Below are 20,518 nucleotides of genomic sequence, written 5' to 3' on the forward strand. Positions count from 1 at the left end.
TGTCGCGCAGTCGTCTTACAAGCAGAGACTTCGCTCGGCGCTGCCGAGCCAAACATCGCCACCAAGTTTTTTCAGTAATTTAGGGGTGTAGGATGATTTCGTGTCGGGGCTTGTCGAGAGGCCGGAGGGGCGCGCCAGCCGGCGCGGATCCATTTCCTTCCGCAATCGCCGCCGGCGATCGTCGACTCCCGCGAGCTCCGTCGAGCGCGACGCGATCCGGGCCATCGCCTCTCGCATGGTCGCGGCCGGATTCACCCGCCGGAGGCGACCGGCGATGACGACGGTCGTGATCGACCCGCGCCTGCGCTGCTGCGCTCGCCGCCTTCCGTTCGCGCGCGCCTTGGCCCGTCGGGACTTCCGCCTCGCCACACTATTGTTTTGCATCGCCATGACGGCGACGCTGTGCTCGTCCGCGGACCATGCGCGCGCGCGGCGCGACGGCGAGATCGCGGCCGCGATGGCGAAAGCGCATCTGCTCGAGGAGCCGCATCGTAAAGCGATGGAGCAGCCTGATCGGCGCGTCGCCGCGCCGATCGGGACGGCGGAACAGTCGAAGCCGGCCGATGAGGACGCAGCGCGCGCCGAGGACGCCGAGCATTCGCGATTCGAAGCCAAACCCGGACGCGCCCGCGCCGATCGGGCCATATTTCATAGAGAGGCGGCTGCGCCATGAAGCATTGCTCTTTCCCTCTGATATCGCGCGGACGTCGATGCGACGCGGCCGCCCGTCTCGACGCCGCCGCCGGAGCGGCCGCATTCCGCGCCGCCTCGCGCCGGAGTCTCCTGATGGGGACGAGCGCGCTCGCTCTGACGCTGATCGTCTTTCATGGATTTGACGGCGCGGCGGCGCGGCCGCTCGGCCCGGGAGCGGCGGCTCCGGCGCCGGGCGTGGCGATCGACGCGGCGTCGGAGGCGGCGCGGCAGGCCGCGACCATCGCCAGGCAGAGCCAGAGCACGCTGACGCGGGCGAGCCAGGCGATCCAGTCGATGCAGGCCGCTCAGGCCGCGGCGCGCGCGGCGGCGGCCGGCGCGGCCCATGTCGGGATCGCCGACGGCCTGTCGCTCGGCGGCGCCGGAAAGCTGCCGGGCCTCGTGGTCGATCCGCGCGTTTCGACCAACCCCAATCTCTGGATCAACGCGAAGCTGCCGACGCAGAACGCCAAGGACGGCAAGACGACGGTCACCATCGACCAGACCGCCGCGCAGGCGGCGATGACCTGGCTCTATTATAATGTCTCGCAGGACACGACCGTCGTCTATGATCAGCACGGCAATACGAGCTGGGTGGCGCTCAATCGCATCGACGCGACCGGCGCCCCGAGCCGCATCCTCGGCCAGATCAAGGCCGACGGCACGGTGCTGATCATCAATCCCAATGGGATCATCTTCGGCGCCGGCTCGCAGATCAACGTCCATTCGCTGATCGCCTCCTCGCTCGACATCGACGGGACGGCGGCGGCGAGCGTGTTCAACCGGGCTTCCGACTACAGCAAGCTCACTCTCGACGTCGCCGGGCTCGGCGCGGTGACCGCCTATGTGCCGCCGAATGAAGAAGCGGCGAATAAGAATTTCGTCGGCGCCGCCGCGGGGCAGGGACTGTTTCCCAAAATACCTGCATTCTCCAGCCCCACGGGCAATTCGGCCGTTTTCATCCTGGGGTCGAAGGACGGACAGAGCTTCGCGGAGAGCGAGGGCAACGCGGCGATCGTCGTCGAGAAGGGCGCGACCCTCACCACCTCGACCAATGTGACCGGCGACGGCGGCTATGTCGCGCTGCTCGGCGCGCAGGTCGCCAATTCCGGCAGCATAACGACCAAGAACGGGCAGATCATCCTCGCGGCGCAAGGCTCGGTGGAGCTCCACGAGCCGCTGCCGACCTCGACGGGCGTGCATACGGCCATCACCATCGACGCGGGCTCCGCCACCACCTTCACGCCGCTGCCGCTCGGCGCCGTGAACCTGGCGAAAAACGACGGCCTGCTTCTGTCGCCGAACGGCGCGGTGACCGTCTCCGGCGAGAAGATCGAGCAGCTCGGCGTGCTGGCGGCGACGACCAGCGTGACGCGCCCGGGCTCGATCACGATGAGCGGGAGCGCCGTGTTCGGCCCGGACAGCGTCACCGCCATTCTGCCCGACGACGAGAGCGGAACGGTTCCGTCGGGAACCGCGACATCCGCCTATTTCACCGAGAGCCTGCAGCCGCGCATCACAATCAACGGCGACGTCGATTTCCAGTCGGGCTCGCTGCTGCGGGCGCCGAGCGCCGCCGTGACCATCGGCGGCGCCAGCACGGTCCTGCTCGAGACAGGCGCGACGATCGATCTCTCCGGCCTCGCCGATGTCGAGGTTCCGCTCTCCAAATTCCTCGTGAGCTTCATCGTCACGCCCAATGAGATCGCCGATTCGCCGCTGGCCGCCGCCCTCGTCGGCACGACGGTGACGGTCGACACGCGCCGGTCCGGCACGCGCGCGGACGGCGTGTCCTGGGTCGGCTCGCCGATTGTCGACGCGTCCGGCTACGCCGCCCTCATTCCGAAAACGATCGAGGAGGTGCTGACGGTCGGCGGCTCGCTCTCGGTCGGCGGCACATATTTCATTCAGCAGAAGGGCTCCATCGTCGATCTCTCCGGCGGCTATGTCTCCTATGCCGGCGGCGCGATCAACACGACGCGCCTCATCGGCGCCGACGGGCGCTTCTACGACATCGGCTCGGCCGATCCGACCATCCGCTATGTCGGCACGGCCACGGCGGGCGGCTTCACGGTCAATCATGCGCGCTGGAGCGTGAGCGAGACCTACACCAATCCGCTGCTGAGCAAGCCCTATTACGAAGCGTCCTATTTCGCCGGCGCCAGCGCCGGATCGCTGTCGTTCACGGCGACTCCGCTGCTGGGCGGAACCATCGTCGCGGAGACGGTGGCGGGCCTGCGCCAGCGCGCCAACGCCATCGGCGGCGGGTCGAAACAGCAGACCTCGCTCGAGCAATTGCCGGCCGCCGCCTCGCTGACGATCACCGGCGGCGGCAAATATTTGCTCGAATCGAGCGAGCAGGCGGGCGAGGATCCCTTTGGTCTCGCCTCCTACATCTTTGGCTCGGACTATACGGCGCCGGAGACGACGCCGCTGCTCACCGACCGCTTGTCGGAGACGGGCTTCGGCTCGATCACGATCAAGGGCCCCGACAGTGACGCCAACACTCAACCGACCGTGAACATGGCGACAGGCGCGGTGCTGAAAGTCGCGCCGGGCGGCTCCGTCAGCCTGGCCGGCGTCGAGACGATCGACGGCTCGATCATCGCGCATAGCGGCGCGATCACGCTCACAGGCCATTTATTGCCGCCATCCGATGGTTCGGCGTCGCCGGATATCATTATCGGCACAAATGCCGTTCTCGATGTTCGCGGGCTGTGGATCAATGACGCTGGCGCTGTGGGCGATCGATTGCAGGGCTCGGCCTTTGTGAATGGCGGATCGGTCAGCATCAGCACCGTCAAGATGAGCAATGGCTCGTCCGGCGCTGACCGCATCGACGCCACATCGAGCATCATTTTGTCGCTTGGCAGCGTCATCGACGTATCGAGCGGCGGCTATATCGGCGCCAACGGCCGGCTCGCGCGCGGATCGGACGGATTGCCGGTCGGCAAAGGCGGAAGCCTCTCTCTCCTCACCTATCAGGGCGTCTGGACAGATCCCTCCCGCGGCGCTCCGCCATCCAGCACCGACTATCCGAGCGGCGGCAATCAACCGAACGCCGCGACCGTCGTGCTCGGCGGGACCATCTATTCCAACGGCTTCAGCTCGGGCGGAACCTTCACGCTGCAGGCGCCGACGATCACGATCGACGGCGAGACGAGAGCGATCACGTCCTATAGGTCCGGCGAGCGGTCGGGCGAGATCGTGCTGCCCGCGAGCTTCTTCACCGACAATGGATTCGCCAATTATTCGCTGACCAGCACTTATGGAAGCGCGACGGTGACAGCCGGAACGACGGTGGCGCTGCGGCAGGCGAATTACCTCTCGTCGGAGGCGCTGCTGTCGGCGCCGACCGGCGCGAGCCTGCGCGACGTCGCGCGCGTCGGCCTCGCGCCGGACGGGCTGCGCAATCCGGTGAGCTTCGCCCTGCAGCACACCGCCTATATCTACGACGAGCCGGGCCTCGCGGCCGGCGTGCTGGTCGATTCCGGCGCCCGGATCGTCGCGGAGGCGAATGCGGCCAGGCAGGCGACGATCACGCTGAAGGGCGTGGAAGGCGCGGTGACGGTGCTCGGCGGCGTCACCGCGCCCGGCGGCGAGATCGACGTGGTCGTGGACCGCGGGACCTACGGTGGCGCCGAAGCTATAAAGCCGGCCATCACCATCGGCGCCGAGGCGGTGCTGGATGTGAGCGGCGTCTTCGTTGACGATCCGACGCAGACCGCCTATCGAACCGGCAGCGTGATCGACGGCGGATCGATCATCCTGACGAACGCGAAAGGCATCGTCGATGTGAAGCGCGGCGCTTCGCTCCTGCTCGACGGCGCGACGGCCAGCGTCGATATTCCCTCGGGCGCAGGACTGTCGCAACGGCTCGCGAGGCGGGACATCTGGAGCGACGGCGGCACGCTGACGATCGATGCGGGCGGCTATTTCGCCGGAACGGTCAGCGCCCGCGGCGGCTCGCCGCTGGCGAACAATGGCTCGCTCGTGCTCATCGGAGCGACAGTCGAGCCGGAGGGAGTGGTCGGCGTCGTCGACAATTCGACGCTGGGCGCCGGCTTTTTCATCGGCGTCGACACGCTGAACAACAGCGGCTTCGATTCGATCACGATGGGCAACGTCACCTTCGTCGGATCGCAGTCGATCAATCTGCGCGGCTCGTTGATCCTCGGCGGCAATGTCACGTCGCTGCCGGCGGCCGGCGATGATCCCGGCGCCGCGGCGACGGTGAATCTGACCGCCGGCTATATCTGGCTCCGGCAGGGCGCCAATGTTCCTCCGCCGGATGCGACGCCCGGCGCGAGCGTCTTGAATCTCGCGGCGCAATGGATCGATGTCGGGAATCCCTCGATTAATAACCAGGGCGCCAACGTCAGCTTCCAAAACTTCGGCTCTGTCACGATCGCCAGCGCCGACGCGATCCGGCTGATCGGAGACAATCCCCAGTCGACCGGCAATAACTATGTGGGCTCGCTCGCCGTCGCGGGCGATCTGACGCTGAAGGCGGCGGAAATCTATCCGACCAGCGGCACGAGCTTCACGCTCGCGGCGACCGGCAGGATCGCCATCGAGCAGACTGGCGTCGCCACTCAGCCCTTGTCGGCCGGCGGAACGCTCATTCTCGACGCGACGGAGATCGTCCAGAACGGCACGCTGTGGGCGCCCTTCGGCCAGATCGTGCTCGGCAATACGACGACGACCGAAAAAGTGACGCTCGGCGCCGGCAGCCTCACCTCGGTCTCGGGCGCCGGATCGGTCGTCCCCTATGGCTATACGGTCGACGGCGAGGTCTGGTACGTCGGTAATACGTTCTATAGCGTCGCCGCCGATGGCAGCGGCAGCTATAACGGCTTCCAGCTGACGGCGAGCCCGGCGAAGGCGATCACCCTCAATGGCGCCGATGTCGTCACCGCGCAGGGCGCGCGGCTCGATCTGTCCGGGGGCGGCGACATCTACGCCAGCGAATTCGTCGCCGGCACGGGCGGCAGCCACAATGTGCTCGCCGGCTCGTCGGTCTATGCGCTGGTTCCGACCTCTTCCGCCAAGGTCGCCCCCTATGATCCGACCTTCGCCTACACCGGTGCATCCGCCGGCACAGTCTTCGATTCGAGCCTGCTGAACGCCACGGCCGGCACTGCGATCTATATTACCGGCGGCAATGGCGTGCCGGCCGGCTATTATACGTTGATGCCCGGCATGTACGCCACTCTGCCCGGCGCTTATCGCGTCACCGTGGCGGCCAATTCGACGCCGACCGCGGCCGCGGTGAGCTTCTCGACCGCCGACGGCTCCAATTATGTGACCGGCAGCTTCGCCAATGTCATCGCCGGCACGCGCTCGTCGCAGACGGTTCTGTTCCAGCTGCAGTCGAAATCGACCTGGTCGCGCTATTCGCAGATCGACATCACCTCCGGAACGAGCTTCATCCGCAATCGCGCGCTGACAGCGGGAACCGCCATTCCCGCTCTGCCGATCGACGGCGGCGCGCTGACCTTCGCCGCGCGTAACATGCTGTCGGTCGAGGGCTCCTTCGACTTCTCCGGCGGCTCCAGCCCGCTCGCCGCGGATCTCTCCGGCACCGGCGGCCAATTGGCGATCAGCGCCGCAAAGATTCTCGTGCGCGCCGCGGATCGGACCGCGCCTGCGGATTCGTCCGGCTATCTCGTCGTCGACGCCGATCAGCTCAGCCGCGTCGGCGCGACCACTCTGCTGATCGGCGGCTCGTCGAGCGTCGATTCGTCCGGCAGGCTCGCCGTCACCGCCATCGCCACCGATGTCGAGATCGAAACCGACGCCGCGCATCCGCTCTCGGCGCCGGAACTTCTGGTCGTCACCCAGTCGGGCGGCGGCGGCATCGTCGTCGACGACGGTTCGGCCATCGCCGCGGTCGGAGCCATCCAGGGCGGGGACGATCGGGAGATCGCCGTGGCCGGCGACGGCTCGCTGCTGCGCGTCTCGACCGGCGCGACGGTCGCCGTCACGCGCAGCGGCGCGACGGCGCAGAACGGCAGCATCCTCATCGGGACCGCGCCGGGAACGACGACGCTCGTCGACGCGGGCCAGGCGGCCGGCGTGAGGATCGAGGCGGCGGCGATCACCCTCGATTCGAGCGGCGCCAACCGGCTCGCAGCCAAGGTCGCGCTCATCGCCAAATCCTTCGACCTTTCCGCCAAGATCATCGATTTCGGCGGCGACGGCGCGTCCGGCGGACTCGTGCTGACCGACGCCATCATCGCCAATTTCGCCGGCGCGGCCTCGGTCGGCCTGCGCAGCGCTTCCGCGATCAATTTTTACGACGGCGGCGGCCTCGCGATCGGCGACGCCGCCCATCCGATCGGCACGCTGACGCTCGACGCCGGCGGCTTCTACAGCGCCGGCGGCGCGACGCGCCTCGTCGCGTCCAATATCGTTCTCACCAACACGCGCGGCGCCTCGACGACGGCGAACGGGCTTTCGGGCCGGAACGGCTCGCTGACGCTCGTCGCCGGCGAGTCGATCACGCAGGGCGCCGGGACGATGACGGCGAATGGCTTCGGGCGCATCGCGCTGGAGGCCAGAAAATCGATCCGCTTCGTCGACAAGGGCTCGCTGACCGCGAGCAATGGCTCCGGCGCCGCCAATGTCTCCTTTGCCGCGCCGGACATCATTGCGGCGGCCAAAAGCACGCAGGCGCTGACGACGAGCGGGGCTTTGACGATCCGCTCGACCGGCGCGTCGGATGCGGCGGCGGCGGAGATCGGCGGCGCTCTGGCGCTGACCGCGGCGGACATAACGAGCTCGGGCGCGCTCAGGGCGCTGGGGGGAAAAGTGTCGCTGACCGCCACGCAAGGCGATGTCACGCTGTCGGACGGCGCCCTGATCGACGCCGGAGGCGCGCGGGTCACGCTCGGCGATGTCGTGCAGGACACGCCCGGCGGAACGGTGAAGCTGGTCGCGCAACATGGCGATGTGACCGTCGCCGCGGGCGCCAGGGTGAGCGTCGCCGCCTCCGGCAGGGGCTATGCGGGCGGAATTCTCATCGCGACGGGCGCGGATGGCGCGACCACGCTGCATGGAACGCTCGACGGCTCGTCGGCCTATAAGGACACGGGCGGCAGCTTCGTGCTGAGCACGGGCCGGATCATCGGCGAGCTGCCCTGGGGCGGCTTCACCCGGCGCTTCGAGGCGGCGATCTATCAGCCGGGCGATCTCGTCGTGCCGACGGGGGTGACGCTCAATTCGATCGAGGCGAAGCTCGTCGCCAATCTGGGCAGCGTCATCGTGAACGGAACCATCGACGCCAGCGGGCCGACCGGCGGCAGCATCGCGCTCTATGGCGCCGGCGTGACGAAGGCTGGCGTCACCAGCGGCGGCGTCACCATCAATGCGGGCGCGAAGCTGCTCGCCCGCTATGCGGCGGCGGCGGCCGATGATCCCGGCTATGCCAATGGCGAATCCGCGCTGAACCCGAACGGCGGGTCGATCACGCTCGGCGTCACCGGCCATTGGGACGGCGTCTCGCTCAACGCCGACGGCAGCGAGAAGGTGAAGCCGGAAGGCTCGGGCAAGATTCGCGTCGCTTCGGGCGCTGTGCTCGACGTGAGCCCGGGCGAGGGCGGCGTCGGCGGAACCGTGTCGATCCGCGCCCCCGTGACCACCGATGTGAACGGGCTGCGCAATGTGAATGTCAGCTTCTACGAGGGCGCCTCCGACAGCGTCGTCGGCGCGAGCAGCGTGGCGCTGAACGCCTATGAGGTCTGGAGCACGACCGATCCGACGAGCGCGGGAGCGGGGAAGCATTTCGACGGAATCATCGATCCGGCCGGCTGGTATCGCGCCGATGGGACGAAGATCGACGGAACGACCGATCCGGCCACCGGCATCTTCACGCCGAGCGTCGATGTGAACGCCGATCACGTCGCCTTCTATCAGGAGACGCTGCTCGGCTTCGTCAAAAATCCGTTCGGCGGCAACAACGCGGCGATCGCCGCCAAATTCGGCGAGAATGTGCGCGGCAAGCTGCATCTGCGGCCGGAGATCGATCTTCATAATCCGAGCGCCGCCGTGAATGGCGGCAATATCACCGTCGCCAGCAATTGGAATTTCGGCGCGGGCGCGGTCGACGCATCCGGCCGGATCAATCTCGCCTATCGCACCGCCAATGGCGGCGAGCCGGGGACCCTGGCGCTGCGCGCGGCCAATAATATCAATGTCAATGCGACGATCACCGACGGCTTCTTCGTCCGCTACAATGCCGGCGATCCGCAGCATCCCGCCGATATGATCGCCAATAATCCGGCGTTCTATGGCGGTGTCCCCGTGTTCAACACCACCTCGGCGGCGGATCTGATGCCGGCGAGCCTCGGCGGCAGCTTCTCCTATGATTTCGTCGCCGGCGCGAAATTCCTCGCGGACGGCAAGGCTTCGGTCGATCCCGATGCGGTGATCGCGCTCGACGCGGTCGATCCCAAGGCGCCGGTCGGCAGCGTGGTGATCGACGGGCATACGACCTACGAATACGTGACGCCCTTTCAGGATTTCGATTGGGAGACCGGGAGCATTTTTAACGTCACGTTCAAGGTTTATGTTCCGACTCTGGTGCGCACCGGGACGGGATCGATCACGCTCGCCGCCGCCGGCAATGTCGAATTCGTCGATACGGTCGTTCAAGGCGCGGTCTATACGGCAGGCGTCGCCGCAGCGACGCCGTCCGATTTCACCGCAGCGACTCTGACGACCGGCTATCTCGCCAATCCCAACGGACTCATCACCACTCCGGCCTGGGGAACCGGCGGCGGCGCGGTCCGGGTGAGCGCCGGCGGCTCGATCATCGGCGTCGGCGCCACGGCGACGGTCGACGGCGTGGCGACGAGCGCGACCTGGGCCGACTGGCTCATCCATTACGGCTATTCGGACGGCAGCCGCACGCCCTTCGCCAATTGCAGCAACGCCCCGACCTGCCAAACCGCCTCCTGGGTCAATTACGGCACCTTCTTCCATAATTTCGGCGCGCTCGGCGGCGGCGACATCACCTTGCGCGCCGGCGGCGACATCACCGATATCGCCGCCGCCCTGCCGCAGACGATGATCGTGGCCGGCGGCGTCACCGCCGAGGACCCTCCTCATGCGATCTATTTCGGCGGCGGCAATCTTCTCGTGCAGGCGGGCGGCGATCTCAATTCCGGCGCCTTTCTCGTCGGCCGCGGCGCGGGCCGCATCGAGGTCGGCGGCGCCGCCCGGCAGACCGCCGACAATCCGATCACCGATCGGCTGGATATGGCGCCCTCTCAGCTGCAGCTCGCGGTGCAGCAGGGCTATATTTCCGTGGTCGCCCGGGGCGATCTTGCTCTGACGACGCTCGATCCGACGAAGACAGCGCAAGGAGGCAATGGTGGTCCCTATCAGAACCCTGCTCCTTCCTATGTGCAGTCACTGTCGATCGCCGGATATTTGCCAGGAGGCCAAGGCGACATCGATCTCGCCGGCAATGGCCTCTGGGGCAATCGCTTCACCAGCATTGGTTCGCAGTCGGGCTTCTCTCTCACCAGCGTCGCCGGCGACGTAAGCGGGGAGGCCGCCGCCGCGAGCATGTTCGTCTCAGCGCCGCAGGGCGATATCGCGCTCAATGCCACCGCCATCGGCTTTCCGACCGACGACAGCGGTCACAATACGGCGAGCCTCACATTGGCGGCGGCCGGCTCCATCCGCGGCGGCGGCTCGATCAGGACGCTGACGTCGACGTCCTATATCGGAGCCCCTGGCAACGACAATGCCCTGTACCTCGATCCGCTGGGCCTCTCGACCCTTCCATACGCTCCGACGGCGCTGACGAACACCACGCCGGTGGTCATCAGCGCGGGGCTGGACCTCGACAGCGCAGGGCTGGAGCTCGACGACCAATACATCGTCGAGCGGCCGGCGCAGATTCGCGTCGGCCGCGACATCGGAAGCCACAGCGCTTTCATCTTCGAAGGGCTCAATTTCACCGACGCCGATGTGACGAGCATCGTCGCCGGACGCGACATCAACGGGAATTTTCGTCTCTATGGCCCCGGCGCCCTGCTGCTCGAAGCCGGACGCAACATGCGCAAGCCGGTGGGGTCCAATTTCAGCACCGCGTTCAACGTCCTCACTTTCGGCAATGGCTCGGCAGGCGGCATCGCGACTCCGCACAATTATCTGCCCGAGAAGGGCGCCGATATTTATCTTCTCTATGGCGCCGCCAATGGCGTCGATTACGCCTCGGCGATCTCGCTCTATGTCGATCCGACCGCGGCCGGAGCCAATGGCATAGATTTCCTCTCCTTCATCGCCGAGAGGCTCGGCCAGCCGCGCGACGCGGCCTGGGCGAGCTTTCAGCAGCTTTCGGAAACGCGCCAGCATCTGCTGATCGATCAGGCCTTCCTCTCCTTCCTGACGCAGGTCTCGCTCGATTACCGCGACCCGGCGAGCGTCTATTACGGCAAATATGGCCGCGCCTATGAGGCGATCGGGACGCTGTTTCCGACGAGCTTCGGCTATGCCAATGACGGCAGCGGCGGCGCCGATCCCGCCGCGATCGGCCGCCTCGTCATGCCCTTCTCCCTGGTCGAGACGCAGAACGGCGGCGACATCAATATTCTCGGGCCGAGCGGCGGCATACGCGTCGGCTCCGCCGGCCGCGACACGCTCCCGCCGAACAAGGAAGGCATTTTGACCTTGCGCGGCGGCTCGATCCGCATTTACACGGATCAGACCGTTCTGGTGAATCAGAGCCGCATCATGACCCAGCAGGGCGGCAATGTGGAGATATTCTCCGGCAATGGCGATATCGACGCCGGCTCGGGCCCGAAGACCTATGCCTCCAATCCGGTGCTGAGCGAGATCTGCGAAACGCAGACCGGCTATTGCGCGGTCAATCCGCAGGGCCTCGTCACCGGCGCCGGCATCGGGGCCATCGTCACTCTGCCGACGCAGGATCCGAGCCTCTCCAACGCCGTGCTGTCGGCGCCGCATGGCACGGTGGACGCGGGGGCGGCGGGCATTCGCGTCGCCGGCAATCTCACCATCGTCGCGGCGCGCGTCAACAACGCCTATAATATTCAGGTGCAGGGCAGCGTGTCGGGCCTGCCCAATGTTGCATCCGCCGCCAATGTCGGCGCGCTGACCTCGGCCTCCAACACGGCGGGCGCCGCCGCCAAAATGGTGGAGACGCCGCGCGCCGGCAACAACGCCTCCGACGCGCCGTCGATCATCACCGTGGAGGTGCTGGGCTATGGCGGCAATGAGCGCGACGCGGAAGGCCTCGGCGGCGCGCCGGCGAGCGACGCCGGCGCCGAGACCGAAAGAGAGCGCCGGAGACGGTGAGCTTCTCGCGGCGCGGATCAATTCAATTCGAAACCTTTGACGAGCGAGCCTGAAGGCTCGCTCACGAGGACCTTCGAATTGGATGACGCCGCCCATCGGGGGTTCGCGAGCGATCAGCTTGAAAAGCCAGTCCCCTCATCCTGAGGAGGCCCCGAAGGGGCCGTCTCGAAGGATGGGCCGCCCCGCCTTCTGGAGCATCCTTCGAGGCTTTTTGCGTTCCGCAAAAAGCGCCTCAGGATGAGGACTCTGGGTTTTGCCGAGATACGCAGTGATCGGCCGGAAACCGTATGACCCGGTCGAGGGGAGGGTGGAACGCTCTCTCCGGCGCTTCGTCTTGCGCGACCCGGCCATCCTAGCCGAAGTCGGTCACTCCGGCTCGCCGAAGCGCGCAGCCGCGATCACCGTTCGTCGACGCCGCGCAACGAAAATCCGGGCGCGTCTTGCGACGCGCCCGGCGATGATTGGCGAGTGAAGGCGAGCGCGGCTTACTGCGCGCCGCCGGTCACGCCGGTGCAGCCCTGGATCGCGCCCGCGCTGCGAGCGGTGATCCACTGACCGTTCGTGGACCCCAACCCGAGATAGGCTTGCCGGATAGGCACCGTCCATGAGGCCGGCAGATAATTGAAGCCGTTGTAGACCACTGTGGCTACAGACTCAATGCGAGTGTAATACCAGTTCAGGTAGTTCACCAGATCGGTGACGCGGGTCGCGGCGGCGACGCCGTCCCGGCCGTTGCCGTAGCAGCTATAGACATAGGCATAGGCTGTTCCGACGAGCGGATACGCCCCCGGGGCCGGCGCCAACGGAAGCTTGGAGAGACCGGTGATGCTGAGAAACGCCGCAGTCGTGGTGTAGCGGTCGACCCACCCAGTCGAAGCATAATTACCCGAATTGAGATCCGCCCCTGCCGCGTAGCGCTGAGCATAGATATCATAATCCGCCCAGGTCGAGGTCCACGTCGGCGGGGTGAGGATCGCCCAGGCCAAATTGGCGCTCGCCGGCGTGGCCGCAATGAAGTTCTGCGGCGCCGTGACCGTGGTGGTGGTGGTGGTGGTGGTGACGCCGCTCTCGCCGGGATGCTTGACGCCCGCCCAGCGCTGAAAGTCGTTCTGAATGCTGGCGGCGTGCGGACGCGTCGTCGTGACCGGATTATAGGGCGCGACGAAATTATTGCTCAGAACGCCGATGCGACCATAATTGGCGGCGCTTTGGCCGATCGCCGCCGCGACGGCGTCGTCGCCGGCGGCGCCGATCGTGTTCAGGCTATGGCTGGGCCGAGTGCCGGGAACGAAGCTCGTGACCTGATCGATGAGCTTCTGGAAGCTGTTGTCGGGCAGCGCGGTAGTGCCGAAGATCGACCGATAGCCGTAATAATCGGTCGGATCGAGCAGCGGGCAGACCGTCTTCAGATAATTGGTGAAGATATAGCTCGTGCCGCTGCTGTCCGAGCGATAGACGATTTTAATCGGGAAGTAGGAGGAGGAGTAGACGTAGGCCGTGCCGCCGCCCATGCCATGGCTGGCGTGCGCGGCGTACCAAGTGTTGGAGGCCGCGAAGCTTTCCGTGCCGGTCGTGCCGTTGCTCTGGAGATAGGGGATGGTGGCGGTGGAGCGCCAGTCGTTCACGAGGCCCGAGAAGATCGCGCAGATCTGCGCGGTCGAGAGCTGGATGCGTCCGCCCGCCGCCGTGGTCGAGAACTGCGATTTGATGTTCCAGGTGATCCCGCCGCTCGTCGCGGAGCCCGACGCATCGACCGCTGGCAGATTGACTCCGACGGCGACGCCGGCCGCGAACAGCGGCAACTGGATCGGCTGGCCGAAGCTGGCGGTGCTGAAGGCGACCGTCGACGTCGTATTGGCGCGCGTGATGGTGATCGACGCAGCCGACTGCCAATTGGTCGTCGGAGTCGCGTTGTAGGTGTAGGTTCCGTAGGTTCCGTATCCGTAGTTCACGAGGTTCGCAGGCAGCGGCGAGTCGCCGGCGCCGAAGTCGAGGCGCGGATAGGGATAGGCGTTGAACGGAGCCGGGCCCGCGCTCTCCAGGAACTTCGGCGGATCGGCAGGCAGGAGCACGAGCTGCGCCGCCGTTCCGGTGTTCACTCTGCCGCGGAACAGCTGCTTGGGATCGTTGGAGATGTAGCCACGCAGACCCGCGCCGCTGCCGACGCCGGCATAGAGCTCCAGCACGTTGAAGGTGCTGACCGTCGTATGGGTGGTGCAGAGCGACGGCAGCAAGCCGAGCCCAGGGGCCCAACTGGTGCTGGTGTTGAAGCTATAGCCGTCGCCGGTGACGGTGTGGCCGTAAAAACAGTCGCCCTCCTGGCGCTGGACCAGCGAGGCGAGGGTGCCGCCGCCGCCGAAGAGGCCATCGGTGGCGTGGGCCGGCTGGGCGGCGATCAGGACTGTCGACAGCGCGAGCAGCGAGCCGTTGTCACGCAGAGATTTGCTGAAGGAAAGAATAGACATCAGATTCTCCAAAAATACGCGTCCGCGATATCGAAAATCCGGGCGCGTCTTGCGACGCGCCCGGCGATGATTGTCGGGAGAAAGGCGAGCGCGGCTTACTGCGCGCCGCCGGTCACGCTGGTGCAGCCCTGGATCGCGCCCGTGCTGCGAGCGGTGATCCACTGACCAGAGGTGGACCCAACCCCGAGATAGGCGTTGCGGATGGGCGTGGTCCAGGCGGCCGGCAGAGGATTGAAGCCGTTGGTGGTCACGATGCTCTGAGACTTGATGTCGGTGTAATACCAATTCAGGTAGTTCACCAGATCGGTGACGCGGGTCGCGGCGGCGACGCCGTCGCGGCCGTTGCCGTAGCAGCTATAGACATAGCCATAGGCGGTGCCGACGATCGGATAGGCTCCCGCCGCCGGCGCCAAGGGAAGCTTGGAGAGACCGGTGATGCTGACCGACGTTCCGCTGCCCGGCAGATAAGTGAGCGTCGGGAAGGCCTGGGCATAGATATTATAGTCCACCCAGGTCGAGCTGACGGTCGGCGCGGTGAGCACCGCGAAGGCCAAATTGGTGCTGCTCGGAATCGCCGCGATGAAGTTCTGCGGCGCCGTGACAGTGGTGGTGGTGCTGGTGACGCCGCTCTGGCCGGGATGATAGACGCCCGCCCAGCGCTGGAAGTCGTCCTGAATGCTCGCGGCGTGCGGACGCGTCGTCGTGACCGGATTATAGGGCGCGACGAAGTCGTTGCTCAGATAGCCGATACGGCCGTAATTGGCGGCGCTTTGGCCGACCGCCGCCGCGACGGCGTCGCTGCCGGACGCGCCGACGAGCGTCAGGCTGTGGGCCGGCCGAGTGCCGGGAACGAAGCTCGTGACCTTGTCGATGAGCTTCTGGAAGCTGTTGTCGGGCAGCGCGGTGGTGCCGAAGATCGACTTATAGCCATAATAGTCGGCCGGATCGAGCAGCGGGCAGACCGTCTTCAGATAATTGGTGAAGATATAGCTCGTGCCGCTGCTGTCCGAGCGATAGACGATGGTGATCGGCACGGAGGTGGGTTGAGTGGCGGTGTCGGCGAAGTAGGCCGTTCCGCCGCCCGTGCCCGGGACCGCCGGGGACACCGCATCCTTATGCCAAGTGTTGGCGGCCCGGAAGTCTTCCACGCCCGTCGTGCCGTCGCTCTTGAGATAGGGGATGGTGTCGGTGGAGTCCCACTTTTTCACGAGGCCCGAGAAGATCGCGCAGACTTGCGCGGTCGAGAGCTGGATGCGTCCGCCCGCGGCCGTGGTCGAGAACTGCGACTTGATGGTCCAGGTGGTCGTTCCGCTCGTGAACGTGCCAGTAGACGCATTGACCGCCGGCAGATTGACCGCCACGGCGACGCCGGCCTCGAACAGCGGCAGCTGGATCGGCTGGCCGAAGCTGGCGGTGCTGAAGGCGACCGTCGACGTCGTATTGGCGCGGGTGACGGCGACCGACGTGGTCGTCGTGCCCAGCGCCCAGTTGGCAGCCGGCGTCGCATTGTAGGTATAGGTCCCGTAGGTCCCTGTCGTGCTCACGAGATTTGAGGGCAGCGGCGAGTCGCTGGCGCCGAAGTCGAGGCGCGGATAGGGATAGGCGTTGAACGGAGCAGAGCGCGCGCTGTCGAGGAATTTCGGCGGATCCGCGGGCAGCTGCACGCTTTGCGACGCCGTTCCGGTGTTCACGCTGCCGCGGAACAGCTGCTTGGGGTCGTTGGAGATATAGCCGCGCAGGCCCGCGCCGCTGCCGGCGCCGGCATAGAGTTCCAGCAGGTCGTGGGTGGTGACAGTCGTGTACGTCGCGCAGAGCGTCGACACGGTGTTGGGAGCAATGCCGACGCCGATGAAGCAGTCGCCGGACTGGCGCTGGGCGATCGAGGCGAGCGTGCTGCCGCCGCCGAAGAGGCCGTCGGTGGCGTGAGCCGGCTGGGCGATGATCAGAACGGTCGACAGCGCGAGCAGCGAGCTGCCGTCACGCAGGGTTTTGCCAAAAGAAAAAGTAGACATGAGTTTCTCCTGAGCACTCTTCGCAGGGCGCGCGACAGGGCTCGGCCTCCCGAGGGAGGTCGGGTCGATCCTGTCAAAAATGACAGTTCTGCAACGATTATCCGACAGACAGATGGCTATAGTCGCGACAACTACGCTTACCGAGCCACTTCAGCCGCTCCATTTGTCGCCGTCACGGCGCCCTACACTTGGTAGAGGGCGATTTCTCGCCGATCGCGAAGAAAATAAATTTGAATTCCATCCAAAAATAGAGTCGCAACGGCCGTCGAAACTCTTTATGTTGCGCCGCTCATTTGCCGATTTGCCCGCTCGGGAGAATTTAGAAATGGCCGATACGATTGGCTTTTTTCAGCCGCCCGCCGACGGCGCGCGCGCGCCGTCGGAGCTCGCGGCGACTCCCCAGATCAACGGCGGCGCCCAGATCATCGCCGGCGCGGCGCAGGCCGCCGCCTCGCCTGAGCAGCTCGCGCGCGCGCGCAAAATTCACGCGCGCGGAATGGAGCATGCGCGCGCCGACCGGTGGCGCCAAGCCTTGCGCGAGTTCGAAAGCGCGGCGCGCCGCGCTCCCGATCAGCCGAGCTTTCATTATGCGCATGGCGTCGCGCTCTGCCAGCTCGATCGTTTCGAGGAGGCGATCGCCGCCTTCCAGCGCGAGCTGACGGTGACGCCGAATCATCCGCCGTCGCTGACCGAGATCGGCACCTGCCTCGCGCGGACCGGGCGCGCCAAGCAGGGCATTCCCTTCTTGCAGCTCGGCCTGTCCCGCAATCCGCATCTGCCGCTCGCGCAATACAGCCTCGGCCTCGCGCTGCTCGGCGAAAATCGCCGCAAGGAGGCGATCGCGGCGCTCGATGCGGCGCTGACATTGGACGGCGCCTATGCGGACGCCTATCGCACGCGCGGCCTCGCCAGGGTGATGGAGGGCGATCACGAAAAGGCGATCGACGACATGCAGGCGGCGGCCGCGCTGGACAGCCGGAACTATCGCGCCCTGATCGATCTCGGCGTGAATTTCGGCGCGGCGCGGCGCGAGCAGCAGGCCGGACGGCTGTTCGAGATGGCGGCGAACAGCGCTCCCGACGTGGCCCTGCCGCAATATGTGTTCGGCCAGTTCCTGATCAATCAGCGCTTCTTCGCGCATGGGCTGCAATATATCGACCGCGCCATCGCGCTCGATCCGCTGCGCTCCGAGCATCATGTCGGCCGCGGCTTCGGCCTGCTCGGCCAGGGACGGATCGACGAGGCCGTCGCCGCCTATCGCCACGCTTGCGAGCTCGCGCCCGAGAGCGCCGACGCCGCCGGCACTCTGCTGTTCGCCCTGCAGCATTATCCGAGCGTCACCAAGCGCGAATTGCTCGAGGCGCATAAGAATTGGGCAGCGCTCTACCGGCCGGCGCAGCCGCGCGGTCGGCTCGACTTCGCCAATGATCCGGACCCGACGCGCAAGCCCCGCATCGGCCTCGTCTCGGGCGATATGCATCGCCATGCGGCCGCCTTCCTGACGCTGCGCGCCTATGAGCAGCTCGCCGCCCTCGGCTATGAGCTCCACTGCTACAAGACCGATGCGCGGCGCGAGGACGATGATTTCAGCGCGCGCTACAAGGCCGCGGCGAAATCATGGACCGATGTATCGGAGCTCGACGATCAGGCCTTCGCTTCGCTCATCGAGGAGCACCGGATCGACATTCTCTTCGATCTCTCCGGACATACGGCCGGCAATCGCCTGTCGGTGTTCGGCAAGCGCGCGGCGCCGATCCAATTGAGCTGGGCGGGCTATGTCGGCACCATCGGCCTCGACACCTATGACGGAATCATCGCCGACGCGGTCGAGATTCCGCCGCAGGACGACGAGTTCTACGTCGAGCCGGTCATTCGCATGCCGGACTGCTACGTCTGCTATCATCCGCCGACCAACGCTCCGGACGTGCCGCCGCTGCCGGCGCTCGAGACTGGCGCCGTCACCTTCGGCTGCTTCAATCGTCCGGCGAAGATCAATCCCGAGGTCGGACGCGCCTGGGCGCGGATCATCGAGCAGCTCCCCGGATCGCGCATTCTCATGGTCTATGGCGGGCTGAACGAGCGCGCCACGCAGGACGCGCTCTACGCCGTTCTCGAAAAAGGCGGCTTGTCTCGCGAGCATGTCGAGCTCGTCGGCCGGACCGAGCAGCGTGAGCTGCTCGAGTTCTATGCGACGAGGGTCGATCTCGCGCTCGATCCCTTTCCCTATTCCGCGGGCGTCACCACGCTCGAGGCGATGTGGATGGGCGTGCCGACGGTCACCTTCGTCGGCGATACGTTCGCCGGCCGCCATTCGGCGACGCATCTCACCGCCGCGGGCCTTGCCGACTTCTGCGTCCATTCGATCGACGACTATGTCGCATTGGCGGTCGATTGGGCGAAGCGCCCTCGCGATCTCGCAGTCCTGCGCGAGGGGCTGCGCATGCGAATCGCGGCGTCGCCGCTCAATGACCAAACGCGCTTCGGAGACAATCTCTCGAATGAATTGTCGCGTCTGTGGAGCCAGTGGTGCGATCTGCGCCGCGCCAGCGTCGGCGGGTGAGCATGCGCATAGCCGCGCCATTCGCGAATGGTCGCGCCCTGGAGCGCCATTCGATCCAGTAGGATCAAAAAGCGCTTCAGCCTCCATTCGTCGGAGCCAATTCCGATTCGATCGAACGACTCCGTTCGATCGAATCGGACAGATCATCCGCCGCCGAGAAGGCCCTCCTCACTTCCATTGTTCGGATGGGGCGCCGTTCGGCCGCGCTTCGATGGCATGCGCATGGCAAGCTCGCGGTCGAGCAGCTTCGCGCAATGGATCAGCGCGACTTTCAGCTCCGTTTGAACGGTTCGTCTGGTCACCCCGAAACGTGCGGCGATGACCGAAGCCGGAATCTCGTCGATGGCGACGGCGATCAATATGTCGCGCCGCCGCTGCGGCATCTCCTTCATCGCGACCTTCAAGGCTTCGACTTCTGAACGCGCCTCGACGATGCGCTCGGGATCCGGCGCGTCATCGACGATCTCGGACAGCAGATCCATGTCGGATTGCATGTTCGAGATTTCGTTCTTGCGCCGTTCGGCGGCGAGCCGCACGGCGATGCGAAGGAGATAGGCTCGCGGACTCCGAATAGGTCCAATCTCGATATTCGCGTTGAGCCGCACAAACGTGTCCTGCAACGCATCCGCCGCAGCCTCCGCTCCCAATCGACGGGCGAGACGCCGCTTGAGATCGTCGTACTGATCGAGAAGAAAGTCGATCAGGGCCGCGCGGCTGGAGTCGATCGTCATCGAAACACACTCCGCATCAATCGAGGCCTTACGTCGCCTCCTTTTTGAAAATGCTCGCGAGATAATCTCCGCCCGCGACCCGCCGATGACAATCGCGCTATATTTTGGTTTCGCCCCGATGAAGGCTTCGAGAAGTCGCGCCGCCGCCAGCGCGTTTGCGTCGTCCTTCGCGAGCGGGGGGGACAGTTGCCGCGCCGGCTCTGCCGGGCGAACACCAGCGATGCCGATCGACAGCCGGACAGGAGTTGCGGCAAGAACATTCAGATGGATTTTCTCAAATATGTGTTTCGCGCCGAACCTTTGCGATTACCGTCGCAGCGTCGCCGCAGAGACCGGCGTCGTCATGCTGATCTATCTGGATCAGGCCTTGAAGGAGATCGCCGCCGAGCTCGCCGCGCAGGGGCGCGCCTTCACGCGCGCCGATCTGCATGAGGCGATCATGCTCGGCGCCGTCGAGCGGGGGCGTCCGAAGATGATGACGGTCACGGCCATCATCGCCGGCCTGCTGCCGATCCTCTGTAGTCATGGCGCGGGCTCGGAGGTCATGCAGCGCATCGCGGCGCCGATGATCGGCGGAATGGCCTCCTCGACCGTGCTGACTCTCGTCGTCATTCCGGCGATCGATGCGCTCGTCAAGGGCTTCCGCTTACCCCGCGCCGGAGTCACTTCGAACGCAGGCCGAGCAGCACGCGGCCGTCCGGCTCGGAATTGACGCTCGATCCCGTGACG

Annotated in this window: 7 protein-coding genes; 4 read left to right on the top strand and 3 right to left on the bottom strand. The window is 66.0% G+C overall.

Features of this window, described 5'->3' with window-relative positions; translation table 11 throughout:
* Positions 1-274 precede the first annotated feature (274 nt).
* Together K3F48_RS19300 and K3F48_RS19305 are read left to right on the top strand one after the other, a co-directional pair.
* Positions 275-673 (top strand): hypothetical protein, encoded by a 399-nt coding sequence (locus K3F48_RS19300; protein WP_222577074.1) that lies wholly within the window; start codon positions 275-277, stop codon positions 671-673.
* A gap of 113 nt (positions 674-786) precedes the next feature.
* Positions 787-12,021: a filamentous haemagglutinin family protein gene (locus tag K3F48_RS19305; RefSeq protein WP_222577076.1), complete on the top strand. Its 11,235-nt coding sequence runs from the start codon at positions 787-789 to the stop codon at positions 12,019-12,021.
* 485 nt (positions 12,022-12,506) lie between these two features.
* Here the strand turns inward: K3F48_RS19305 and K3F48_RS19310 are convergent, their stop codons facing one another.
* Both K3F48_RS19310 and K3F48_RS19315 read right to left on the bottom strand, forming a co-directional pair.
* Entirely contained in the window at positions 12,507-14,486 is a 1,980-nt protein-coding gene (locus K3F48_RS19310) for a substrate-binding domain-containing protein (protein ID WP_222577077.1), read from the bottom strand.
* A gap of 95 nt (positions 14,487-14,581) precedes the next feature.
* Positions 14,582-16,498, bottom strand: a complete 1,917-nt coding sequence (locus K3F48_RS19315) for a substrate-binding domain-containing protein (RefSeq protein ID WP_222577078.1) — start codon at positions 16,496-16,498, stop codon at positions 14,582-14,584.
* A gap of 325 nt (positions 16,499-16,823) precedes the next feature.
* On the opposite strand from K3F48_RS19315, the gene K3F48_RS19320 reads away from it, so the two are divergent.
* Entirely contained in the window at positions 16,824-19,058 is a 2,235-nt protein-coding gene (locus K3F48_RS19320; RefSeq protein WP_370631455.1) for a tetratricopeptide repeat protein, read from the top strand.
* 143 nt (positions 19,059-19,201) lie between these two features.
* On the opposite strand, the gene K3F48_RS19325 is transcribed toward K3F48_RS19320, so the two are convergent.
* On the bottom strand, positions 19,202-19,789 hold the full coding sequence (locus K3F48_RS19325) for an RNA polymerase sigma factor (RefSeq protein WP_222577079.1): 588 nt from the start codon (positions 19,787-19,789) through the stop codon (positions 19,202-19,204).
* 220 nt (positions 19,790-20,009) lie between these two features.
* Here K3F48_RS19325 and K3F48_RS19330 point away from each other — a divergent pair, with 220 nt between their 5' ends.
* Positions 20,010-20,501, top strand: coding sequence for an efflux RND transporter permease subunit (locus tag K3F48_RS19330; protein ID WP_255609412.1), 492 nt, complete (start codon positions 20,010-20,012; stop codon positions 20,499-20,501).
* Positions 20,502-20,518: the final 17 nt, after the last annotated feature.

Source organism: Methylosinus sp. Sm6 (assembly GCF_019802345.1).
Taxonomy (GTDB): Bacteria; Pseudomonadota; Alphaproteobacteria; order Rhizobiales; family Beijerinckiaceae; genus Methylosinus.

What these genes read in the sequence shown, in the direction of transcription:
- K3F48_RS19300 (WP_222577074.1), top strand. Translation starts at nt 275, where the DNA reads ATGACGACGGTCGTGATCGACCCGCGCCTGCGCTGCTGCGCTCGCCGC.
- K3F48_RS19305 (WP_222577076.1), top strand. Translation starts at nt 787, where the DNA reads ATGGGGACGAGCGCGCTCGCTCTGACGCTGATCGTCTTTCATGGATTT.
- K3F48_RS19310 (WP_222577077.1), bottom strand. Translation starts at nt 14,486, where the DNA reads ATGTCTATTCTTTCCTTCAGCAAATCTCTGCGTGACAACGGCTCGCTG.
- K3F48_RS19315 (WP_222577078.1), bottom strand. Translation starts at nt 16,498, where the DNA reads ATGTCTACTTTTTCTTTTGGCAAAACCCTGCGTGACGGCAGCTCGCTG.
- K3F48_RS19320 (WP_370631455.1), top strand. Translation starts at nt 16,824, where the DNA reads ATGGCCGATACGATTGGCTTTTTTCAGCCGCCCGCCGACGGCGCGCGC.
- K3F48_RS19325 (WP_222577079.1), bottom strand. Translation starts at nt 19,789, where the DNA reads ATGACGATCGACTCCAGCCGCGCGGCCCTGATCGACTTTCTTCTCGAT.
- K3F48_RS19330 (WP_255609412.1), top strand. Translation starts at nt 20,010, where the DNA reads ATGCCGATCGACAGCCGGACAGGAGTTGCGGCAAGAACATTCAGATGG.